Source organism: Nonomuraea sp. NPDC052265 (assembly GCF_044547985.1).
In the GTDB taxonomy this organism is placed as follows: Bacteria; Actinomycetota; Actinomycetes; order Streptosporangiales; family Streptosporangiaceae; genus Nonomuraea.
The window spans coordinates 23,897-45,333 of sequence record NZ_JBIUBJ010000007.1; the positions used below are offsets into that span (position 1 = coordinate 23,897).

Sequence of the window (21,437 nt, forward strand, 5' to 3'; positions counted from 1 at the left end):
ACCTGCGCTTAGCCGTACTTGGGGGAGGGTGGGAGCGTGAAGCGTCTCGTGCTGGCCTGGGCCGTCACCGCGGCCGCCGCGACCGGGACGGCCGTGGCCGTGCTCGGCCTGCTCGGAACCGAGGTGACCGGCACCTCCAGCCGGGTGCTCAGCGGGCCGGAGGTGCGCGCCGCCCTCTCCACCGCCACCGCGCGCGCCGCCACGCCCATGCCCCGGATGTCCGCCCGCGCCCAGGACCGGCTCATGCGCACCCAGGCCGGCACGGTGATCGCCTCCTGCTCCGGCGGCCTGGTCACCCTGCGCTCCTGGAGCCCGGCCCAGGGCTACTCGGTGGACGGCGTCGATCCCGGCCCGGCCCGCGAGGCGAAGGTCGAGTTCGAGCCGGAGGGCGGTGAAGAGGTCGAACTCAAGATCTTCTGCACCCCGGAAGGCCCCGCCACTCGCTGACCGGCCCGCCGGGGCGCGAGCCGGCGGCGCGGACGGGTCAACGACCTCCGCGAACTTCCAGCGCCCCCAGCAGCTCCTCCGACGCCCTGGTGATCGCCTCCACGGCCCGGTCGAACGCCTCGGCGTTGTGGGCGGCCGGGGCGCGGAAGCCGGAGATCTTCCTGACGTACTGGAGCGCGGCGGCCCGCACGTCCTCCTCGGTCACGCTCTCGGCGTACGGCGGCCGCAGGGTCTTGATGCTTCTGCACATGCTCTCAACGGTAATAGCCGATGCGCTGGCTTATCTCCCTCGCGCCCTCGGCGAGCAGCTCGCCGACCTCGGGCAGCCGCTCCGGCGTGAGCCGGTAGGACGGGCCCGACGCGCTGACGGCGGCCACCACCGAGCCGTCGGCCCCCCTGATCGGGGCCGCCACGGCGTTCAGGCCGACCTCCAGCTCCTCCACCGTGGCCGCCCAGCCGCGCTCCCTGATCTCCTCCAGGCCCAGGCCGGCCGGGGAGGTGACGGTGCGCGGCGTGTAGCGCTCCAGCTCGCCGGCCAGGCGCAGGGCGCCGAAGGCGAGCAGCACCTTGCCGCTGGAGGTGGCGTGCGACGGGGTGCGCTGGCCGACCCAGTTGTGGCCGCTGATCGCCGCGGGGCCGCGCACCTGGCTGATGTTGACCGTGTCGCCGTCCTGGGGGACCGCGATGTTGACGGTCTCGCCGACCGTCTCGGCCAGGCGCAGGCACACCTCGCGGCTCTCCCTGGACAGGTCGAGCTGGGCCGTGGCCGCGCCGGCCAGCCGTACGACACCGAACCCCAGCCGGTAGCGCCCCCGGTCGCCGCTCTGCTCCACGAGCCCGCCCTGCTCCAGGGCGGCCAGCAGCCGGAACGCGGTGGACTTGTGCACGTCGAGCTCGACCGCGAGGTCCGTCACCCGGGTGGCGCCCTCGCGGGCCAGGATCTCCAGGATCGCGATGGCCCGGTCGACGGACTGAACCGTCGTGCTGTTGCTCACAGCGCAACAGAATAGCCGCCGGAGCCCGGCCGCAGGCTCTACTTCGACGAGGCCGGGGCGAGTTCGCGGCCGAAGTCGAAGGCGATCTTCCGCATGCCCTCGGCCAGCTCGTCGCGGTCGAGGGCGTCGATGCGCTCGGCAGGCCCCGACACCGACATCGCGGCCACCACCCGATCGCCGTCCCGGACGGGCACCGCCAGGCAGTGCACGCCCAGCTCCTCCTCGCCCAGGTCCGTCGCGTAGCCGCGCTCGTTGACCCGGCCGAGCTCGGCCAGCATGCCGGCCGCGTCGGTGATCGTGTTCGGGGTGCGCCGCGGCATGCCCGTACGCTCGAACACCGCCATCGCCTCGGCCGCCGCCCGTCCGGCCAGCAGCGCCTTGCCCACGGCCGTGCTGTGCGGCAGCACCCGCCGGCCGACCTCGGCGAACATGCGCAGCCTGCGCGGCGAGGGCACCTGCGCCACGTAGACGACGAAGTCGCCTTCGAGCACGGCCAGGTTCGCGGTCTCGCCGGACAGCTCCACCATCCGCGCCAGGTACGGCTGCGCCCACACGCCCACCATGCTCTCCGCGATGCCGCCCAGGCGGACCAGCCCGCCGCCGAGCGCGTACCGGCGGTCGGACTCCTGGCGCACGTAGCCGCGGGCGAGCAGCGTCTGCAGCAGCCGGTGGATGGTCCCGTACGGCAGGCCCGTCCTGGCCGCGATCTCCGACAGCCCGGCCTCGCCGCCGTGCTCGGCCAGCGCCTCCAGCACGTCGAGCGCCCGCTCGACCGACTGCACGCTCACAGCGACACCCCGCGCAGGGAGGCGTCCAGCACCTCGGCGGTGTGGGCCACCCTGATCTCCTTCCCGGCCCGGCGCATCGCCGCGGCGATCTGCATCGTGCACCCCGGATTGGCCGAGACCAGCAGCTCGGCCCCGGTCGAGCCGACCGCCTCGGCCTTGCGGTCGCCGAGGTCGCGGGCCGCCTGGGGTTGCAGGATGTTGTACGTCCCCGCCGACCCGCAGCAGATCGCCGACTCGGGGATCTCCCGCAGCTCAAGCCCGGGGATGCCGCGCAGCAGCTCGCGCGGCTGCGCGCGGACGCCCTGGGCGTGGGCCAGGTGACAGGCGTCGTGGTAGGCGACGGTGAGCGGCAGCGGATGCCGCCTGGCCACCGGGCCCAGCTCGGCCAGGAACTCCGACAGGTCCCTCACCCGGAACCCGGGGTCGGCGCCGAACAGCTCGCCGTACTCCTTCATCGTGGAGCCGCAGCCCGCCGCGTTCACCACGACCGTCTCCACCCCCGCCCTCCTGAACGCCCTGACCGTCCGGCGCGCCAGCCGCCGGGCCTGCCCGGTACGCCCGGCGTGCACGCTGAGCGCCCCGCAGCAGCCCTGCCCGGCCGGGACGAGCACGTCGCAGCCCTCCAGCGCCAGCACCCGCGCGGTGGCCGCGTTCACCTGCGGGAAGAACTCGCCCTGCACGCACCCGGTGAGCATCCCGACCACGGCCCTGCGCCTGCCCCTGGCCCTGACCAGGCGCGGCAGGCGCTGCCGGTGCTCCACGCGGGGCGCGAGCGCGGCCATGGCGCCCAGGCTCGGATGGGCGCGCGCGAGGAACGGCGCCATCCGCCCGGCCAGCCACATCGTCGGCCGCAGCAACCGCAGCCTGCGCGGGTAGGGGAACAGGCTGAACACGATCTCCCGCACGGCCCGCTCCCGCGGCTCGCGCACGTGCGTCCGCTCGACCTCGGCCCGGGTCTGCTCGATCAGCCGGTCGTAGCGCACGCCGGACGGGCACGCCGTGACGCACGCCATGCAGCCCAGGCAGGCGTCGAAGTGCCCGGCCATCTCCGGCGTGACCGGGGTGCCCTCGACGTGCTGCTTCATCAGGTGGATCCGCCCGCGCGGCGAGTCCATCTCCTCGCCCCACAGCGCGTACGTCGGGCACGTCGGCAGGCAGAACCCGCAGTGCACGCAGTCGCCGATCAGCTCCGGGTCCATGGTCAGACGCCTCCCGTCAGCCGTCCGGGCGACATCCTGCGCCCCGGATCGAACCGTTCCTTGACCCGCCGCATCAACGGCAGCGCGCTCACCTGCCCCCACCTGTCGATCCCCGCGTACGGCGCGGCCAGCACGTTCACCCGGCCGCCCGCGGCCTCGACCCGCTCCCGCAGCCCGGTCACCAGGTCCGGCGCGGCGTCCTCGGCGACGGGCGCCCACGGCCGCAGCAGCACCCGCCCGGCGACCACCGACCCGCGCGGCGACAGGCCGCACCCGGCCGCCGCCCCCAGCACGGCCCCGGCCGCGGCGGGCGGGAAACGCACCTCGACCAGCATCTCGTCCCGTGGGACGCGTCCCCACCAGGGCGGCGGCTCGCCGGTCACCGCCCCGGCGCCGGCCAGGTCGCGCAACGCCTCGGCTCGTGCGCGGGCCGCCGTGCCCTCCACCAGCACGGCCAGCGTCACCGGCCCGCCCGGCTCGGGACGGTCCACCTCGACCGCGCTCGGCTCGGCCTGCGAGGCCGCCAGCGCCGCCGCGATCCCCGGCACGTCGTCGGCGGACACCTCGGCGACCACCCAGCAACGCTCGCCGGGCAGCGGATGCAGCCGGAACGTGGCCTCCGCGATCACCCCGAGAGTGCCGTACGAGCCGGTGAAGAGCTTGCCGAGGTCGTAGCCCGCGACGTTCTTGACCACCTTGCCGCCCGACCGGGCGACCGTGCCGTCGGCCAGCACCACCGTGACGCCGATGAGCAGGTCGCGGGCGGTGCCGTAGCGGAAGGCGCGGGGGCCGGGCAGGGCGGCGGCGAGGGTGCCCCCGACGGTCGCCTCCCCGGCGAACGGCACGTCGAGCGCCAGCTCCTGCCCCCGAGCCGCGAGCACCCCGGCCAGCGCCTCCATCGTCACCCCGGCCTGGACCCGCACCACGAGGTCGCCCGCCGCGTGCTCCAGGACCTCGTCCATGCGGCGCAGGTCGAGCAGCACGTCGCACCGCTCAGGCGGCGGCCCCCAGTGCAGCTTCGTGCCGCCGCCCACGGGCACCACCGCCAGGTCTCGCGCGGCGCAGGCGCGCAGCACGTCGGCGACCTCCGCGACCGTCCGCGGGAGCGCCACCCACCGCGCCCCCCACCGGGGCTCCGGGTCGCCGGGACCGGCCGCCCTGGCCGTCACGCCGGTGCCCGAGAACGGATCGGCCATCAGAACTGCTCCGCCCTGCCGGACTCGACCAGCGGGTGCGCGCCCTTGCGCACGCCCGGCACCTCGCCGCACAACCGCGGCGTGGGGAACACCTTGCCCGGGTTGGACAGGCCGCCCGGGTCGAACGCGCACCGGACGAGCTGCATGGTGTCCAGGTCGGCCTCGGTGAACATCTTCGGCATGTAGCGGGCCTTGTCCACCCCGACGCCGTGCTCGCCGGTGATCGAGCCGCCGTGCTCGACGCACAGGTCGAGGATCGCGCCCGAGACCGCCTCCGCCCGCTCGCCCGCGCCCGGCTCGGCGTCGTCGAACAGCACGAGCGGGTGCAGGTTGCCGTCGCCGGCGTGGAAGACGTTGGCCACCCTGATGCCGTGCTCGCGCGAGAGCCGGTCGATGGCCGCCAGCACGCCGGGCAGCGACGTGCGCGGCACGACGCCGTCCTGGACGATGTAGGCCGGGCTGATCCGGCCCACCGCCGCGAAGGCCGACTTGCGGCCCTTCCAGATGGCCGCGCGCTCCTCGGGACCGGCCGCCACGCGCAGCTCGAACGCGCCCGAGCAGATCTCCGCGAGCTGGGCGAACTGCCGCTCGACCGACTCCCGCGGCCCGTCCAGCTCCACGATCAGCACCGCGCCCGCGCCCTTCGGGTAGGAGCAGGCGACCGCCGCCTCGGCGGCCTCGACGGCCAGCGCGTCCATCATCTCGATCGCGGCCGGCACGATGCCCGCCCCGATGATCGCCGACACCGCCCGGCCGCCCTGCTCGATGTCCTCGAACGCGGCCAGCACCGTGGTCACCGCCTCCGGCGCCCGGCTCAGCCGTACGGTGATCCTGGTGGCGATCCCCAGCGTGCCCTCCGAGCCGACGAACGCGCCGAGCAGGTCGTAGCCCGGGTCCATGCGGTCGAGGACGACCAGGTCGCCGTCGGGGGTGACGATCTCGCACGCCTCGACGTGGTTGACGGTGAAGCCGTACTTGAGGCAGTGGGCGCCGCCGGAGTTCTCGGCCACGTTGCCGCCGATCGAGCAGACCTGCTGGCTGGAGGGGTCGGGGGCGTAGTAGTAGCCCTGGTCGCGGACCGCCTCGGTGATCGCCAGGTTGGTCACGCCGGGCTCGACCACGGCCCTGCGGTTCGGCAGGTCGATCTCCAGGATCCGGCGCATCCTGGAGGTGACGATGAGCACGCCGTCCTCGCGGGGGAGCGCGCCGCCCGACAGGCCCGTGCCCGACCCCCTGGCCACGAACGGCACCCCGAAGTCATTGCACATCCGGACGACCCTGGCGACCTGCTCGGCCCTCGCGGGCAGCACGACCACGCCCGGCGTCGCCCGGTGGCTGGTCAGCCCGTCGCACTCGTAGGTGCGCAGGCGTACCGGGTCGGTGATCACCGAGTCGGGAGGCAGCAGCGAGCGCAAAGCCGCCGTCAGCGTGTCGAGCACCAGTCACCCTCCAGGTCCGTCACCTCTAGGTCTACGGCATCCGGGCGTACGCCGGCAGCGTCAGGAACTCGGCGAAGTCGTCGTCCAGCGCCACCTCCTTGAACAGCGCCGTCGCCTGCCCGAACAGCCGCTCGTCGTAGCCCGGCTCGGTGGAGATCCGGGCCAGCTCCTCGGCGATGATCCGCTCGACCAGCTCCTTGGTCACCTGCTCGCCGGTGTCGGCCAGCGCGATGTCGTTGTGGATCCACTGCCAGATCTGCGAACGGGAGATCTCGGCCGTCGCGGCGTCCTCCATGAGGTTGTGGATCGCGACCGCGCCCAGCCCGCCCATCCAGGCGGCCAGGTAGCGCAGGGCCACGTCGACGTTGTTGCGCAGGCCCGTCTCGGTGATCTCGCCGGGCGTCTCGGAGACCGACAGCAGGTCGGCGGCCGAGACGCCGACGTCCTCGCGCAGCCGGTCGAGCTGGTTGGGCCGTTCTCCCAGGACGCCGTCGAACACCTCGCGGCACACCGGCACGAGGTCGGGGTGGGCCACCCAGGAACCGTCGAACCCGTCGCCCGACTCGCGCGTCTTGTCCGCCCGCACCTTCTCCAGCGCCACCGCGTTCACCTCGGCGTCGCGCCGCGAGGGGATGAACGCCGCCATCCCGCCGATGGCGTGCGCGCCGCGCTTGTGACACGTACGCACCAGCAGCTCGGTGTAGGCCCGCATGAACGGCGCGGTCATGGTCACCGCGTTCCGCTCGGGCAGCAGGAACTCCCGCCCCCGTGTGCGGAACTTCTTGATCACGCTGAACAGGTAGTCCCAGCGGCCCGCATTGAGCCCGGCCGAGTGGTCGCGCAGCTCGTGGAGGATCTCCTCCATCTCGAACGCCGCCGGATAGGTCTCGATGAGCACGGTCGCCCTGATGGTGCCGTACGGGATGCCCAGGAGCTCCTGGGCCCGCGTGAACACGTCGTTCCAGAGCCGCGCCTCCAGGTGCGACTCCATCTTCGGCAGGTAGAAGTACGGCCCCTTGCCCTTGTCGAGCTGCCGCTGCGCGCAGTGGAAGAAGTAGAGCCCGAAGTCGAACAGCGACGCCGACACCGGCCGCCCGTCCACCTGGGCGTGCTTCTCGTCCAGGTGCCAGCCGCGCGGGCGCACCACGATCGTGGCCAGCTCGTCGTCGGGCCGCAGCGCGTACGTCTTGCCGCCGGTCTCGAAGTCGATCGCCCGGTCGAGCGCCTCGCGCAGGTTGAGCTGCCCGGACACGCAGTTCTCCCACAGGGGCGAGTTGGCGTCCTCGAAGTCGGCCAGCCACACCTTGGCGCCGGAGTTGAGCGCGTTGATGGTCATCTTCCTGTCGACCGGCCCGGTGATCTCGACGCGGCGGTCCTCCAGGCCGGGGGCCGGCGGCGCGACCTGCCACTCGCCCTCCCTGACCGCCTTGGTCTCCGGCAGGAAGTCGAGCATCCCGCCGGCCGACAGCTCCGCCTGGCGGGTCTGGCGGGCTTCGAGCAGCTCCAGCCGCCTGGCGCCGAACTCCCGCTGGAGAGCCGCCACGAAGCCGAGCGCCTCCGGCGTGAGGATCTCGTCGAACCGTTCGAGCATCGGGCCGGTGATCTCCATCGTCCCCCTCTTTTCCGTAGAGTGGAAAACTGATTCTGGATTGTGGAAGTGAAGCTACTCCGGTCAGGGTTCCGGGGTCAAAGCCTGGGGTATCCCTGGTGCCTCTTCCGGGGCATCCCCGATGCGGAGGGGGTCATGCCCGCGAAAGGATCGGGGCATGAAGACGATTGCCGTGGCGGGCGGGCTGCTGGCCGCCGCGCTGGTGCTGACGGGTTGCGGGCTGGAGAGCCTCGGTGGTTCCTCGAACCAGGACACCGTGTCCTACGAAGTCAAGGACAAGGTTTCCAAGTTGCAGGTCAAGAGTGACGCCGGCGATGTCGTGATCACCGAGACCGACGGTCCCAGCGTCCGCGTCATCGAGACGCTGCGCTGGCGGAAGGACGACAAGCCCAAGCCGCAGCACAAGGTGGAGGCCCAGGCACTTTTCGTGACGTACGACTGCCCGTCCAACTGGGGGAGCTGCAGCGTCGACTACAAGATCGAGATCCCCAGGGGGATGGCGGTCGACCTCGACAGCGGCTCGGGTGACATCACGTTGCGGGCGCTGAGCGGCCAGCTCGCGGCCGACCTCGGCTCCGGCGACCTCGACGGCTCCGGCATGACCGGCAAGAAGGTCTACGTCAAGGCCGGTTCGGGCAACGTCGAGCTCAAGTACGCCGCCGCGCCGGACAGCGCGGAGCTGGAGTGCGGTTCGGGCGACGTCATCCTGAAGGTGCCCACGGGGGCCTACAACGTCAAGACCGACCTGGGCTCAGGGGACGCCGATGTCTCCGTCAAGTCCGACCCGAACTCCCCCCGCAGCATCTCGCTGACCGCCGGTTCCGGCGACGTGACGCTTTCGGCGGGATAACCAGGTGATGACTCCGGGGATGTCATGCCACCATCGTGGGAAGACACCGAGGTGTCCAGACGTTCCCTCATAGAGATGACACGAATGCACGAATACACCGCGCTCGACGAGTTCGAGACCGGCGACATGGACCTCGAGGAGCGCCAGGCGCTGCGCCGCGTGGCGGGCCTCTCCACCGAACTCCAGGATGTCTCCGAGGTCGAGTACCGGCAGCTGCGGCTCGAGCGGGTCGTTCTCGTCGGCGTCTGGACCTCCGGCACGGCCGAGGACGCCGAGAACTCCCTCCTCGAACTCAAGCTCCTGGCCGAGACCGCCGGGTCCGAGGTGCTCGAAGGGCTCATCCAGCGGCGCCAGAAGCCCGACCCGGCCACCTACATCGGCTCCGGCAAGGCCCTGGAGCTGCGCGACGTGGTCGAGTCGACCGGCGCCGACACCGTGATCTGCGACGGCGAGCTGACCCCCGGCCAGCTCCGCCAGCTGGAGGAGACGGTCAAGGTCAAGGTCATCGACCGTACGGCGCTGATCCTCGACATCTTCGCCCAGCACGCCAAGAGCCGCGAGGGCAAGGCCCAGGTCGAGCTGGCGCAGCTGCAGTACCTGCTGCCGCGCCTGCGAGGCTGGGGTGGCAACCTGTCCCGCCAGGTCGGCGGCCGTGCCGCGGGCGGCGTGGGCATCGGTGGCCGTGGCCCCGGTGAGACCAAGATCGAGCTTGACCGGCGCCGCATCCGCGAGCGCATGTCCAAGCTGCGCCGCCAGATCAGCGGCATGTCCACCTCGCGCGAGACCATGCGCCACCGGCGCCAGCGGCGCGAGGTCCCGGCCGTGGCCATCGCGGGTTACACCAACGCGGGCAAGTCCTCGCTGCTCAACCGCATCACCGGTGCGGGCGTGCTGGTCGAGGACGCGCTCTTCGCCACCCTCGACCCGACCGTGCGCCGCGCGCGCACGCCGGAGGGCCGGCTGTTCACGATCGCCGACACCGTCGGCTTCGTGCGCCACCTGCCCCACCAGCTCGTCGAGGCGTTCCGGTCCACGCTGGAGGAGGTCGCCGACGCCGACCTGATCCTGCACGTGGTCGACGGCTCGCACCCCGACCCCGAGGGGCAGCTCGCGGCCGTCCGCGAGGTGTTCGCCGACATCGCGGGCGCCTCCGAGGTGCCCGAGGTCGTGGTGATCAACAAGGCCGACGCGGCCGACCAGGAGGTGCTCGACCGCATCGCCAGGCGCGAGCGCGACAGCATCGTGGTCTCCGCCCGTACCGGCAAGGGCGTCCCCGAGCTCATGCGGCTCATCGAGGAGCGGCTGCCGCGCCTCGACCACGAGGTCCACCTGCTGGTGCCGTACGACCGGGGCGACCTGATCTCTCGGGCGCACAAGGAGGGCGAGGTGCTCTCCGTCGAACACGTCCAGGACGGCACCGTCCTGCACGCCCGCGTGCTGCCGAGCCTGTTCCAGGAGCTGGAGCGGGTGGGCAAGCCAGTCGAACGCGTCTCTTAGCTTGACGGCTGGGCAGCTCTTCGCTCAAAGTAGCGCAGAGCTGCCCAAATAGGGCAGTGGTCCCCGAACTCCGGGGTTGCTAGGATGGCCAGACCTAACGTTGGTCTGGTTTTTTGGTTTCGGTTCTGGGTTTCGGATGATGACCTTGAATGCGACGGTCGTCGGCGGGGGCCAGGGGGCAAGGCGTGGCTGGGTGACGGATGGGATGAGTGGTCTTTCTTCCGAATAACCCTGTACACCAAGCCCGGCTGTGAAATAACGTAACTGAACTGAAATCGCCGGATCATGTCTCTGGCGATACGGTCACCGCACAACATCACGCGGATGAGAGCAGGAGACCCCCCATGTCGTCCGGACCCGGAGCGGACTCAGTGGGCGCGGCACAGGCCGTGCGCTGGGCGCTGCACCTGCAGGGGGCGGTGGTGCGATGACCGTTCGGCTCTTGACCAACATCGGCCGCCTGTGGACGGGCAACGAGGTCCTCAGCAACGCGGCCATCCTCGTGCACAACGACCGCATCGCCTGGGTCGGGCGGGCGCCCGACCTCCCGCAGAGCGTGCCCGGCGTCGTCGACGACATCGTCGACGTCGATCACGTGGAGAACCTCGGCGGCGCGCTCGTCACGCCCGGTCTCATCGACGCGCACACGCATCCGGTCTACGCCGGCAACCGCTACGCCGAGCTGGCCATCCGCACCGGCGGCTCCAGCGCGGCCTCGATCACCGCGGCGGGCGGCGGCGTCGGCTCCACGGTCACCGTGACCCGCGGCACCGACCCCTGGACGCTGTGCAACGGCGTGCGCGAGCGGCTGCGGAGCTGGCTGCTCAGTGGCACCACCACCGTCGAGGCCAAGACCGGCTACCACCTCACCCGCGACGGAGAGCTGGCCGACGTGCGGCTCCTGCGCGAGCTGGAGAAGGAGCCGATGATGCCGCGGGTGCACGTCACCTTCCTCGCGGCGCACGTCGTGCCTCCCGAATACTTCGGCCGCCAGCGCGAGTACGTCGAGGCCGTGGGCGCCTGGTGCGCCGACGCGGCGGCGGCCGGCGCCGACAGCGTCGACGTCTACTGCGACGAGGGGCACTTCACCACCGAGGAGTCCCGCTGGGTCCTCGCCTCGGGCCGCAACGTGGGCCTGCTGCCGCGCATCCACGCCGGCCTGTTCAGCCGTCGCGGCGCCGTGCAGCTGGCCGCCGAGCTCGGCTGCGCCTCCGCCGACGGCCTGCACCACATGTCCGACGAGGACATCGCGATCATGTCCCGCTACGGCGTGCCCGCGGTGGTCTGCCCGGCCACGGCGCTCCAGCGCGGCCACGTGCCGCCGGTCCGCCAGATGATCAAGCACGGCGTGCAGATCGCCCTCGGCAGCGACCACAACCCCGGCTACTGCGGCATCACCTCGATGTCGCTGGTCATCGCGATGGCGGTGTCGGCGTTCGGCATGAGCGTCAACGACGCGCTGCGCGCGGCCACGCTGGGCGGCGCGACCGTCCTCGGGGCGCCCGACCGTGGGGTACTGGCTCCCGGGCGGCTGGCCGACATCGTCCAGTGGGACGCCGACCACGAGGGCGCCTTCGCCTGGTCCTTCGGGCTCAAGCCGCGCCGGGTCTGGCGGGGCGGGACGCCCGTCCAGTAAGCCCGGATTCGGGATCGGGTGGCTACTCTCGGGATATGCCGCCCTCTGTCGCCGTCGTCACCGACTCCACCGCGTACCTGCCCGCTGTGCCCGGGGTGACGGTGGTGCCCGTACAAGTGGTCGCCCGCGGCATCCCCCGCGACGAGGACACCTACACCGGCGACCTCGCCGGCCTCACCACCTCGCGCCCGTCGCCCTCGCGATTCGCCGCCTGCTACGACGCGCTGGCCGCCGCCGGCGCCACGGGCGTGGTCTCGATCCACCTGTCCGGCGAACTGTCCGGCACCGTGCAGTCCGCCGCCGTGGCCGCCGAGGGCGCGCCCGTGCCGGTGGAGGTGGTCGACAGCCGATCCATCGCCATGGGCCTCGGCTATCCCGTGCTCGCCGCGGCCCGGTCCGCCGCCGCCGGCGCCTCCCTGGCCGCCGTGGCCGACGCCGCCCGCCGCACCGCCGCCGTCACCCGGACCTTCTTCTACGTGGACACGCTGGAGTACCTGCGGCGAAGTGGCCGCATCGGCGCCGCCACGTCGTTGTTCGGGTCCGCTCTCATGATCAGACCGCTGCTGCACATCGTCGACGGGCGCATCTCCCTGCTGGAGAAGGTCCGGACGTCGGGACGGGCGATCGCGCGGCTGGAGGACCTGGCGGTGGAGGCGGCGGCGGAGCTGGACGGGGTGGAGGTGGCCGTGCAGCACATGGGGGCTCGGGGGCGGGCCGAGATGCTGGGGGAGCGGTTGTCGAAGCGGGTGGCCGGGGTTGCCGAGGTGCGGGTGGTGGAGGTCGGGGCGGTGATCGGGGCTCATGTGGGGCCGGGGATGCTGGGGGTGACGGTCGCGTCGTACGAGGGGTGACCGGCTGCCTGTGCGGCTTCGTGTTCTCCGACGCCCGCTTGTCCACAGCCTCTTCGCCCTTGCCTCCGTCGTCCCCAGAATTCGGTTCGGTAGCTCGGGAGGGGGAGCGGTGCCCCTAGGTTCGGCGGCGTGCGATCTCAGGAACCGACGGCAGAGCGGACCATAGCCGAATCCAGGCTCCGGTCGATCACCACCCCTGCCCGCCGGTCCCGCCCGGGACGACGCGCCAGACATCCCTACGGCGATGAGCCGCTACCGGCAGCGGCTTCTTTCGGGGACTCGCCTCGGCGGGCGGATCTGTGGGATGGATCGCGGTCCGCCTCTCGGGGGAGCGCCTTCCGGGCCGATCGTCGGGACGAGCCTTTGACCGATGGTCAGGACGAGCCTTTGGCCGAGCAGTGGGGCGAGCCTCAGCGTGAGTCGTGGGTTGAGCCTCAGCGTGAGTCGTGGGGCGAGTCGCAGACCGCGGACAGCCCGCCTTCACCCAGCCCGCCCCGGCTCTCGCTCACTCCACTCAGGCCCACGCTCACCTCGCCGTCGTCCTCGTCCGCCCCACACTCGTCCGGCGCGCCTTCGTCCAGCCCGTCCTCGTCCAGCCGCCCTCGGCTCACAGGTAGCCCCGCCCCCATGCCCCCGACCTTCCAGGCGTTCCGCGACGCCATCACCTCGGCCCAGCCCTCCGCCGCCCTCGACCTCGGCAAGCCCGGCCTGCGCGTGCTCATGGCCGTAGGAGCCCTGGCCGTCGCGGTCGCCGCCTTCTTCGTCTGGCGTTCCCAGCCCACCCCGGAGCCCCTGCCGCCCACACCCGCGACAACCCCTCCGACTCCGTCACCCACCATGAAGGTGACCGTCCAGGTAGCGGGCAAGGTCCGCAACCCCGGCGTCTACCTGCTCCCTCAGGGCTCCCGGGTGACGGACGCGGTGTCGGCGGCAGGCGGGCTCAGGCACGGCGCCTCCACAGGCCCCCTCAACCTGGCCAGACGCCTGATCGACGGAGAGCAGATCGTCGTGGGAGCCCCCGCGGCAGCCGCCGCCGTACCGCCCGGACTCCCCGGAGCCGACCCCGCCACAGCCATCCTCGACCTCAACTCCGCCACTCCCGACCAACTAGAGGAACTTCCCGGAGTGGGAGAGGTGCTGGCCGCCAGAATCGCCGAGTTCCGCACCGCCCACGGCGGCTTCACCAGCGTGGACCAACTCCGCGAGGTAAGCGGCATCGGCGCGAAGAAGTACGAAGAGATCAAGCCGAAGGTCCGCGTCTGACATGCCGCACCCCATCACCACGGACGACGGCGAGCACAGGCGCTCCTGGACCCTCGTCCTCCCAGCACTGTCCGCCTGGGCCGGTGCCCTGATCCTGCGGGGCCAATCGCCCGCTGTGGGCATGACGGCAGCCGCCATCCTCGCCCTGGCCGCCTGCGTCGTGGCCTGGTACACGCGTTCCGCGTCCACTTCCTCTGCCTGGCTCCTGTGCCTGCCGTTCAGCCGCCCGCGGTCGCAGGGGCCTTCGTCCGGTCGCTCCAGACGGGTTCCTGCTGGCCGGCGTTCGCCCTGGTGGGGTGCCTGGCACAACATCGTGCTGGCCACACTCATCTGCGGGGCGGCGGCAGCCGCGTCGGTCGCCTTCCGCGTCCAGGCGCTGACCTCCGGGCCGGTGGCCGAGCTCGCCGGCAGGAACGCGATCGTGACCGCCGAGATCGTCTTGTCCGACGATCCGAAGCGGAGGGCACGCAGAAGCGGACACTTCAACCGGGACAGCTATGTGATCCCGGCCACGCTGAAGATCATCGAGTTCGGCGTAGGCCGGAGAGGTGGATCGGCCACCGGCCACACGGAGGCCAACCTCTCCACGAGTACCGGCGGAGGGATGACACAGGCGTCCCCACCGCCGGGCCGCCAAGCCGTCGATGTCCCCATCACCGTCTTCGCCGGCGGCGACGCCTGGGGCACCCTGCTGCCCAGCCAGCGACTGCAGGTCACCGGCCGCCTGGCCAGGCCCACACCCGGCGACCTGGTGGCGGCCATCCTCCTGGTGCGAGGCGAGCCCCGCGTCCTGACGCCGCCCTCGTCCATGCAGACCATGGCGGGCACCCTCAGAACCGGCCTGCGAACGGCCGCCGACCCCCTCCCGCCCGACCAGCGCGGCCTCCTGCCTGGCCTGGTGGTGGGAGACGTGTCCCGCATCGACCCCCAAGTGGCCGCCGACCTGAAGGAAGCGGGCCTGAGCCACCTGAACGCCGTGAGCGGCGCGAACCTCGCCATCGTCGCAGGCGCCGCTCTGGCGCTCTCCCGTCTGGTCGGCCTCTCGCTGCCGCTGAGAGCCGTCTTCATGGCCGTCGCGATGCTCGCGTTCACGGTGGTGGCACGGCCGTCGCCGAGCGTTCTGCGTGCCCTCCTGATGGGCCTGGCCGCTGCTCTCGCCCTGGGTACGGGCCGGACGAAGGACGGCCTCGCCGCTCTCTCGGCAACGGTCCTGCTGCTGGTCCTGTTCGCCCCGGACCTGGCCCGTTCGTATGGCTTCGCCCTCTCGGTCGCGGCTACCGCTGGCATCCTCCTTCTCGCTCCACGCTGGCGCGACAGGCTCTCAACTCCCTCACCGACGAAGGCCGGGGAGCGCGACGCCACCGAGTCCCCGGCGGCGACAGGTCGTAAGGCGGAAAGGAGGAGTGAGCGCGGGAGGGCGGCAGGGCCCGCGACACCCGATCCCCGATGGGCGAACTCCGGCCGGGGCGGGAACGTGGCAGGGCCGTTGAGGACCCGTCAGGGGTCAGGGGAGGCGGTCGAGCGCGACGGCGTCTATGGGGCTGCGGTGAGCGCACGCGGGGAGGCGGTCGGAGACTGCCCTTCGTCATCGCCCATGGCCGACGTCTCCGCCGGTCAGTGGTCGCCGCCGGCAGACGTGCCCACCGGTCAGTCGCCGCCTGCGGATGACGTGTCCACTGGTCGAAGGGGCGCCGTCTCAAGGCTGTGTCGTCTGCCGAGGTGGCTGGCAGAGGCGCTGGCTGTGTCGGCCGCCGCGCAAGCGGCCGTGACGCCCGTCCTGGTGCTGATGTCGGGGCAGTTGACGCTGGTGGCGGTGCCCGCCAACCTGCTCGTGGCCCCCGCCGTGGCTCCCGCGACCCTGCTCGGCTTCGCCGCCGCTCTGGTGGCCCCGATCTGGCCGGAGGCCGCGGCCATGCTGGTCGTCCCGGCCGGATACGCGGTGGGCTGGATCGTCACCGTGGCCCGCTGGGCCGTGAACGTCCCTCTAGCCACAGTGTCCTGGCCGGGCGGTCTCCCCGGGCTCGTCCTCCTCGCCGTCGCCGCGGCTGTCGCGATCCCGGTCCTCAGGCACCGTCCTTGGCGGAGGATGGCGCTGGTGGCGGCAGGGGCCGTCCTGGTCGTCGTACTGGTGGTGCGCCCGCTGACGGGGGCATGGCCGGCCAAGGGCTGGCTGATGGTGATGTGCGACGTGGGACAGGGCGACGGGCTGGTGGTGGCCGCCGGACCGGGACGAGGCGTGGTCGTGGACACCGGCCCGGACCCGGTCGTCATGGACCGATGCCTGCGCAGGCTCGGCGTCGAGGACGTTCCCCTGCTCGTCCTGACCCATCCGCACGCCGACCATGTGGACGGTCTGTCGGGGGTGCTCAGGAACCGGCGCGTGGGAGCCGTGATCGTCAGCCCGCGGCCGACGGCGGTGCAGTCGAGCGCGCGGATCTCGGCCGTACTGGCTCGTCACCGGATCCCCGAAGGGCGTGCGGAACCCGGCACGCGATGGCGGTTCGGGCCGTCCGAGCTGACCGTCGTCGCCCCCGACCCGGCGTCCGGCGGGGGGAACGGTCAGGGTGAGGGGAGCGTGATCAACAACTCCAGCGTCGTCATCCACGTACGCTGGCGCGCCGGTTCCGCCCTGCTCGCCGGAGACCTGGAGACCGAGGCGCAGGACGATCTAGCACGCCACCTCACCCTGCGTGCCGACATCCTCAAGACCCCGCACCATGGGTCGAACCGCCAGTCCCCGGCCTTCCTGGCCTCGCTGGGTGCACGGGCCGCCCTGATCAGCGTGGGCGCCGGCAACGACTACGGCCACCCGGCCACTTCGACCCTCGCCCTCCTCCACCGCCTCGGCGCCGCCATCTACCGAACCGATCGATCGGGTGACCTGGCCGTCGTCGAACACGAAGGAAGCCTCGCCGTGGTACCCCGTGGCCCATGAGTCGTCCGACGCCGAACGAGGGGGACCCCAAGACCATCAAAGCCCATGAACGGATCCGGATCGACAAATCCCGCTTCCTTCGCGGCGAACGTCTGCCCGAGTGGCATGGGCCTTCTGCCTTGGCGAACATGCGCCAGTCTCGTTGGGCAGGTCGGCGAAGTGCGGTGTGAAGCGGTAGCCGGGCATGGAGAAGGTCCCGGACGGCCTCATCAGGAAGTCGCGTGGATGGCGTCGGGCGTCTGTCTCGGTCGTCGTCCGGTGTGCGTGTCTCCGTAGATCGGTGGGGTGTGGTGTTGAGTACCGGGTTGTCGGTGCCGCATGGCATGCTGCCTGACATGGCGGGAACCGATCCAGCACTTGTCACCCTGGTCCTCGGCGATGAGGAGCTGCTTGCCGAGCGGGCGGTGGGTGCTGTCGTCGCGGCGGCGCGGTCCGGCGATCCCGGGGCCGAGGTGCACGATCTCGTCGGGGGGAAGATGGGCACCGGCGAGCTGACCCAGCTGACCTCGCCCTCGCTCTTCGGCGACCGTTCGGTGGTCGTGATCCGCTCGGCGCAGGATCTGCCGAAGGACGTCATCACCGAGGTGGTGTCGTACGCCAAGCAGCCGTCGGACGACGCGGTCCTCGTCCTGGCGCACCCGGGTGGGGTGAAGGGGAAGGCGCTGGTCGACGGGGTGAAGAAGGCCGGCGCCAAGGTGGTCACGATCAACAAGGTCACCAAGGCCGGGGAGCGGCTGGAGTTCATCAAGGGGGAGATCAAGCGGGCCGGGCGGAACATCTCGGGTGATGCGGCCCAGGCGTTGCTCGACGCGGTGGGGAACGATCTGCGGGAGCTGGCGGCGGCGTGCAACCAGCTCGCCTTCGACACCGAGGACAAGACGATCAGCGCGGCGGCTGTGGCGCGCTATCATAAGGGGCGCGCCGAGGTCACAGGCTTCAACGTGGCGGACTCGGCGATAGAGGGGCGGTTGGCCGAGGCCCTGGAGCAGTTGCGGTGGGCTCTGGGCACCGGTGTCGCCCCTGTGCTGCTGGTGAGTGCGATGGCCGGTGGGCTGCGGTCGCTGGCGAAGGTGGGGAGTGCCCCGCGCAACCTGCGCGGAGGGCAGCTCGCCAGCCATCTGGGGATGCCGCCCTGGAAGGTCGATCGGGTCAAGCGCCAACTGAACGGCTGGGGGCCGGAGGGGTTGTCCCGGGCGATCCAGGCCGTGGCCACTGCGGATGAGCAGGTCAAGGGTGGAGGGGCGGACGCGGCGTACGCCCTGGAGCACGCCGTACAAGTGATCGTCGCCAGCCGTACAGGGCGGTAGGGAACGCTCGCGGAGCGGTGGAGCCCGGACACTGGACGAGAGGTTCCACATGAGCCTCCCGGACGGTTGGCGAGGTCGATTTGAGGGCCAGGTCCCTCCGGGGCACATTTTGGCGGCGCCCTCATGGCGGGCCGTCGCTCCTAGCTGGCGTCGCTCCTAACGGGTTCTTCGGCGGGTGCCGGTCAGTGGTGGTCCGCTGGTGGTGGTGATCGACCGTGATGGGCCTCATCCGATGGCGGTCTGGGCGGTGGTCCGGGGGTGGGGCATTGGTGGCGGTGAGGGTGGGGGCCTGGGGTTAGGCGGGGCGGAGGGGGTGGAAGAAGGTGGTGATGTCGGTTGTGAGTTGGGCTGGTTCTTCGAGGGGCATGAAGTGGCCGCCTCGGGCTGGGGTGTTCCAGTGGCGGAGGTCGGTCAGGGCGCGTTCGGCGAGGCTGCGGGGGAGGCCGGCCACGGAGGGTTCGTGGCTGAGGGTGACGGCGGACGGGACGCTGATGGGCGGCCGGGGCGGGTTGAGGTGCCAGTCGTAGTACGACTTGAACGAGGTGCCGATCGAGCCGGTGGTCCAGTAGAGGGTCAGCATGGTGAGCAGCGTGTCGCGGTCGAACCGGGACTCCAGGTCGCCCTGGCAGTCGCTCCAGGCGCGGAGTTTGTCCACGATCCACGCGGCCAGGCCGGTCGGTGAGTCGATCAGGGCGGCGGCGATGGTGCCGGGACGGGTGAGCATGATCTCGCTGTAGCCGCCGTCGCGCTCGTCGTAGGCCGCCTCGGCGTCCAGGTACGCCTGTTCCTCGGACGTCAGCGGCGGGGTGTCCAGGGAGGCGGGGGCGGGCGGGTGGATCAGGTGGATCCCGATCACCTGGTCCGGATAAAGGGCGCCCAGCCAGCCGACGGCGGCGCCGCCGATGTCGCCGCCGAAGGCCCCGTAGCGTTCGTGGCCCAGGACCTCGGTCATGAGCAGGTGCAGCGTACGGGCCATCGCGGCTCGGGTGAGGGGTTCCGCCGGCAGGTCGGAGTAGAGGAACCCCGGCATGGACGGGATCACGACGTCGAAGGAGTCGCCGGGGTCGCCGCCGTACCGGGCGGGGTCGGCCAGGCGGGTTGCCAGCGGGAGCATCTCCAGGAAGCTGCTCGGCCAGCCGTGGCAGAGCAGGAGGGGCATCGGGGCGGGGCCGGTGCCGGGGATGCGGATGAAGTGGAGGTCTCGTCCCTGGACGGGGGCTGTGTAGTGGTCCAGTTCGTTGAGGCGGGTTTCCTGGGCTCGGAAGTCGAACCCGTCGGCCCAGTACGTCACCAGTTCCCGCAGGTAGGCCGGGTCGGTGCCGCCTTCCCAGGGGCGGTGGTCGAGCGGGCCGGTGAATCTGGCGTTGCGGAGACGGGTGCGCAGGTCGGCGAGTACGTCGTCAGGAACCTCAATACGGAACCGCGTCACGGTCATGTGGTATCCGATGTCGGGAATCTCATCCCAGCATGGTTATCACCGGACACCTGTCGGCCTCAATGCAATTGATGAGGGTTGCTCTCCGCGTAGAGCAGGAGCTGTTTGAGCAGGTTGTCCAGGGTGTCCTGGTCGCCGGCGGCCAGGGTGTTCACCATGGCCGTCTCCAGTACGGCCAGGACGGCCATGGCGTCCATCCAGAGGTCGTGGCCCTTGGGGGTGAGCTCGACGTCCACACGCCGGCGGTCTTCGGTGCTGCGGACCCGGCGTACCAGACCTGCTTTCTCCAGTGTGTCGAGGCGGCCGGTCATGCCGGCGGGGGAGAGCAGCAGTTCGGCGGCCAGCTCGGTGGGGGTGGCGGTGCCGTTGTGGGCCACGAGCCTGTGGAGCGTCTGGAACTCGAAGTCCTGCACGCCGGTCTGGGCCAGCGCGGCCGCCTTGGCGTGGCTCAGGTGTTTCACCAGCGACTGCATGCGGGTCACGATCCCCTCCGCGCGCTCGTCGAAGGGGGCCTTGCCGCGCCAGCGGGCCAGATGACGGTCGACGGAGTCCTCCACGGGACAGATCATACGCCAACTAGTAATTTGTTGACGAAACATTCGCTGGCGAACTACCTTCTGGGCCATGTCGTTTTCTTTGCTTGTCGCGTCCAGGAACCGGCTGCTGGCCGGGCGCTGTCTGTCGGCGCTCGCCACGGCCATGATCCCCACCACGCTCACCCTGGCCGTGCTGCGTGCCACGGGGTCGGGACAGGCGCTGGGGGTGGTGCTGGCCTGCGAGATGGTGCCGTTGCTGCTGTTGCTGCCGGTCGGGGGCGTGCTGGCCGACCGGGTCAGGCCCGAACGGGTCGTGTTGCTCGCCGACCTCACGCGGTGCCTGGCTCAGGGGGTCATGGCGGTCGAGCTGCTCGCCGGGGTGAATCGGGTTCCCGATCTCGCCGTGCTGTCGGCCGTCTCTGGGGCGGCGATCGCGTTCGGGAGTCCTGCCGTTCCGCGGCTGGTGGTGGCGGTGGTGCCGGGACCGGACAGGTTGCGGGTGAACGCGCGGATCGGGGTGGTGACCAGCGTGTCGGCGGTGCTGGGGCCGGCGCTCGCGGGGACGCTCACGCTGGCCGCCGGGCCCGGGTGGGCGGCGGGGCTCACGGCGATGTTGTTCGCCTGCTCGGCGGTGACCCTCGGTGGGATCCGTACGGCTGTGGGGGGCCGGGGTGTGGTGGCGGAGGACCGCGGGGGCGAGGTGGCCGATCGGGAGGCAGCTGTCGAGGGCCGGACGGCAGAGGGCGATCGGGAGGTGGTCGCCGGCGGGGGGCGTCGGTGGGGGGTCGGGTTCGGGAGGGAGTTGGTCGAGGGGTTCGGGGAGGTCAGGAGGCGGCCGTGGTTCTTGGCCTGCGTGCTGGGGCATGGCGTGTGGCACTTCATGGCCGGGCTGTTCCTCACTCTCGGGCCGCTGGCGGCTGTGCAGCGGCTGGGGGGTGAGGCCGGTTGGATGATCATCGTGCAGAGCGGCACGGTCGGGTTGGTGGTGGGGGTGCTGGTCGCGCCGCGGTTGCCGGTGCGGAGGCCGCTGGTCGTCGTTCAGGTGGGGGCCGCGGCCTATCTGTTGCCGATGGTGGCGTTGCCGGTGGCGGTGGGGTTCGGGCTGTCGGTGGTGGTGGTCGCGGCGGCGTACTTCGTGGCCATGGTGGGGCTCGGGGTGCTCAGTCCGTTGTGGGAGACGGTGGTGGCGGAGGAGATCCCGGAGGGGGCGTTGGGGCGGGTGCGGTCGTTCGACCAGCTCATCTCGTTCGCGGCGCGGCCGGTCGGGCTGGCCGTCGCGGCGCCGCTGGCGGGTGTGACCGGGATGGCGGCGCTGATGGTCACCGGTGGGGTGCTGGTCGCCGTCGCCAACCTCGCCGCGGTGGTGCGCTCACCCAAGGCCGCGCCCCGGCAGGGCGCCGAGGACCGTGGGCAGGTGCCGGCCCGGCGGCCCGCCTGAGCGAGGGGGCGGACAG

Annotated in this window: 19 protein-coding genes; 9 read left to right on the top strand and 10 right to left on the bottom strand. The window is 71.8% G+C overall.

The window, feature by feature from the left end; genetic code table 11:
- Positions 1-36: 36 nt before the first annotated feature.
- Positions 37-447, top strand: coding sequence for a hypothetical protein (locus ACIHAD_RS21950; RefSeq protein ID WP_397356406.1), 411 nt, complete (start codon positions 37-39; stop codon positions 445-447).
- Positions 448-484: 37 nt separating this feature from the next.
- On the opposite strand, the gene ACIHAD_RS21955 is transcribed toward ACIHAD_RS21950, so the two are convergent.
- Genes ACIHAD_RS21955 through aceB form a run of 7 tightly spaced genes read right to left on the bottom strand, consistent with a single transcriptional unit; the run spans position 485 to position 7,673 of the window.
- Positions 485-697, bottom strand: coding sequence for a DUF2277 domain-containing protein (locus tag ACIHAD_RS21955; protein ID WP_357694192.1), 213 nt, complete (start codon positions 695-697; stop codon positions 485-487).
- A gap of 4 nt (positions 698-701) precedes the next feature.
- Positions 702-1,442, bottom strand: coding sequence for an IclR family transcriptional regulator (locus tag ACIHAD_RS21960; protein ID WP_397356407.1), 741 nt, complete (start codon positions 1,440-1,442; stop codon positions 702-704).
- 38 nt (positions 1,443-1,480) lie between these two features.
- Positions 1,481-2,224: an IclR family transcriptional regulator gene (locus tag ACIHAD_RS21965; RefSeq protein ID WP_397356764.1), complete on the bottom strand. Its 744-nt coding sequence runs from the start codon at positions 2,222-2,224 to the stop codon at positions 1,481-1,483.
- A gap of 2 nt (positions 2,225-2,226) precedes the next feature.
- Entirely contained in the window at positions 2,227-3,429 is a 1,203-nt protein-coding gene (locus ACIHAD_RS21970; RefSeq protein WP_397356409.1) for a (Fe-S)-binding protein, read from the bottom strand.
- Between the two features lie 2 nt (positions 3,430-3,431).
- Positions 3,432-4,625, bottom strand: a complete 1,194-nt coding sequence (locus tag ACIHAD_RS21975) for an FAD-binding oxidoreductase (RefSeq protein WP_397356410.1) — start codon at positions 4,623-4,625, stop codon at positions 3,432-3,434.
- Positions 4,625-6,064 (bottom strand): FAD-linked oxidase C-terminal domain-containing protein, encoded by a 1,440-nt coding sequence (locus tag ACIHAD_RS21980; protein ID WP_397356411.1) that lies wholly within the window; start codon positions 6,062-6,064, stop codon positions 4,625-4,627. Before ACIHAD_RS21980 ends, ACIHAD_RS21975 begins: the two co-directional genes overlap by 1 nt.
- A gap of 31 nt (positions 6,065-6,095) precedes the next feature.
- Entirely contained in the window at positions 6,096-7,673 is a 1,578-nt protein-coding gene (gene aceB, locus ACIHAD_RS21985) for a malate synthase A (protein ID WP_397356412.1), read from the bottom strand.
- 157 nt (positions 7,674-7,830) lie between these two features.
- Here aceB and ACIHAD_RS21990 point away from each other — a divergent pair, with 157 nt between their 5' ends.
- The 4 genes from ACIHAD_RS21990 to ACIHAD_RS22005 all read left to right on the top strand — a co-directional run bounded on the left by ACIHAD_RS21990 (position 7,831) and on the right by ACIHAD_RS22005 (position 12,507).
- The gene (locus tag ACIHAD_RS21990) at positions 7,831-8,523 is read left to right on the top strand and encodes a DUF4097 family beta strand repeat-containing protein (RefSeq protein ID WP_397356413.1); all 693 of its coding nucleotides are present in this window, start codon (positions 7,831-7,833) and stop codon (positions 8,521-8,523) included.
- Between the two features lie 84 nt (positions 8,524-8,607).
- Entirely contained in the window at positions 8,608-10,020 is a 1,413-nt protein-coding gene (gene hflX / locus ACIHAD_RS21995) for a GTPase HflX (RefSeq protein WP_397356765.1), read from the top strand.
- Positions 10,021-10,447: 427 nt separating this feature from the next.
- Positions 10,448-11,656 carry an imidazolonepropionase gene (gene hutI / locus ACIHAD_RS22000; RefSeq protein WP_125633626.1) on the top strand — a complete coding sequence of 403 codons (1,209 nt, stop codon included), beginning with the start codon at positions 10,448-10,450 and terminating at the stop codon, positions 11,654-11,656.
- Between the two features lie 35 nt (positions 11,657-11,691).
- A complete protein-coding gene (locus ACIHAD_RS22005) occupies positions 11,692-12,507 on the top strand; it encodes a DegV family protein (protein ID WP_397356414.1) in 816 nt (271 codons plus the stop codon).
- Positions 12,508-12,941: 434 nt separating this feature from the next.
- On the opposite strand, the gene ACIHAD_RS22010 is transcribed toward ACIHAD_RS22005, so the two are convergent.
- Positions 12,942-13,118, bottom strand: coding sequence for a hypothetical protein (locus ACIHAD_RS22010; protein ID WP_397356415.1), 177 nt, complete (start codon positions 13,116-13,118; stop codon positions 12,942-12,944).
- Between the two features lie 16 nt (positions 13,119-13,134).
- Here ACIHAD_RS22010 and ACIHAD_RS22015 point away from each other — a divergent pair, with 16 nt between their 5' ends.
- From ACIHAD_RS22015 to holA, 3 genes are all read left to right on the top strand, one after another.
- Positions 13,135-13,770 (top strand): helix-hairpin-helix domain-containing protein, encoded by a 636-nt coding sequence (locus ACIHAD_RS22015; protein ID WP_397356417.1) that lies wholly within the window; start codon positions 13,135-13,137, stop codon positions 13,768-13,770.
- Positions 13,771-14,083: 313 nt separating this feature from the next.
- A complete protein-coding gene (locus ACIHAD_RS22020) occupies positions 14,084-16,705 on the top strand; it encodes a ComEC/Rec2 family competence protein (protein WP_397356418.1) in 2,622 nt (873 codons plus the stop codon).
- A 335-nt stretch (positions 16,706-17,040) separates the two neighbouring features.
- Positions 17,041-18,012 (top strand): DNA polymerase III subunit delta, encoded by a 972-nt coding sequence (gene holA, locus ACIHAD_RS22025; RefSeq protein WP_397356419.1) that lies wholly within the window; start codon positions 17,041-17,043, stop codon positions 18,010-18,012.
- Positions 18,013-18,307: 295 nt separating this feature from the next.
- On the opposite strand, the gene ACIHAD_RS22030 is transcribed toward holA, so the two are convergent.
- Together ACIHAD_RS22030 and ACIHAD_RS22035 are read right to left on the bottom strand one after the other, a co-directional pair.
- Positions 18,308-19,447, bottom strand: coding sequence for an epoxide hydrolase family protein (locus ACIHAD_RS22030; RefSeq protein WP_397356420.1), 1,140 nt, complete (start codon positions 19,445-19,447; stop codon positions 18,308-18,310).
- Between the two features lie 59 nt (positions 19,448-19,506).
- Positions 19,507-20,004, bottom strand: a complete 498-nt coding sequence (locus tag ACIHAD_RS22035) for a MarR family winged helix-turn-helix transcriptional regulator (protein WP_397356421.1) — start codon at positions 20,002-20,004, stop codon at positions 19,507-19,509.
- A 67-nt stretch (positions 20,005-20,071) separates the two neighbouring features.
- On the opposite strand from ACIHAD_RS22035, the gene ACIHAD_RS22040 reads away from it, so the two are divergent.
- Positions 20,072-21,421, top strand: coding sequence for an MFS transporter (locus ACIHAD_RS22040; RefSeq protein WP_397356422.1), 1,350 nt, complete (start codon positions 20,072-20,074; stop codon positions 21,419-21,421).
- Positions 21,422-21,437: the final 16 nt, after the last annotated feature.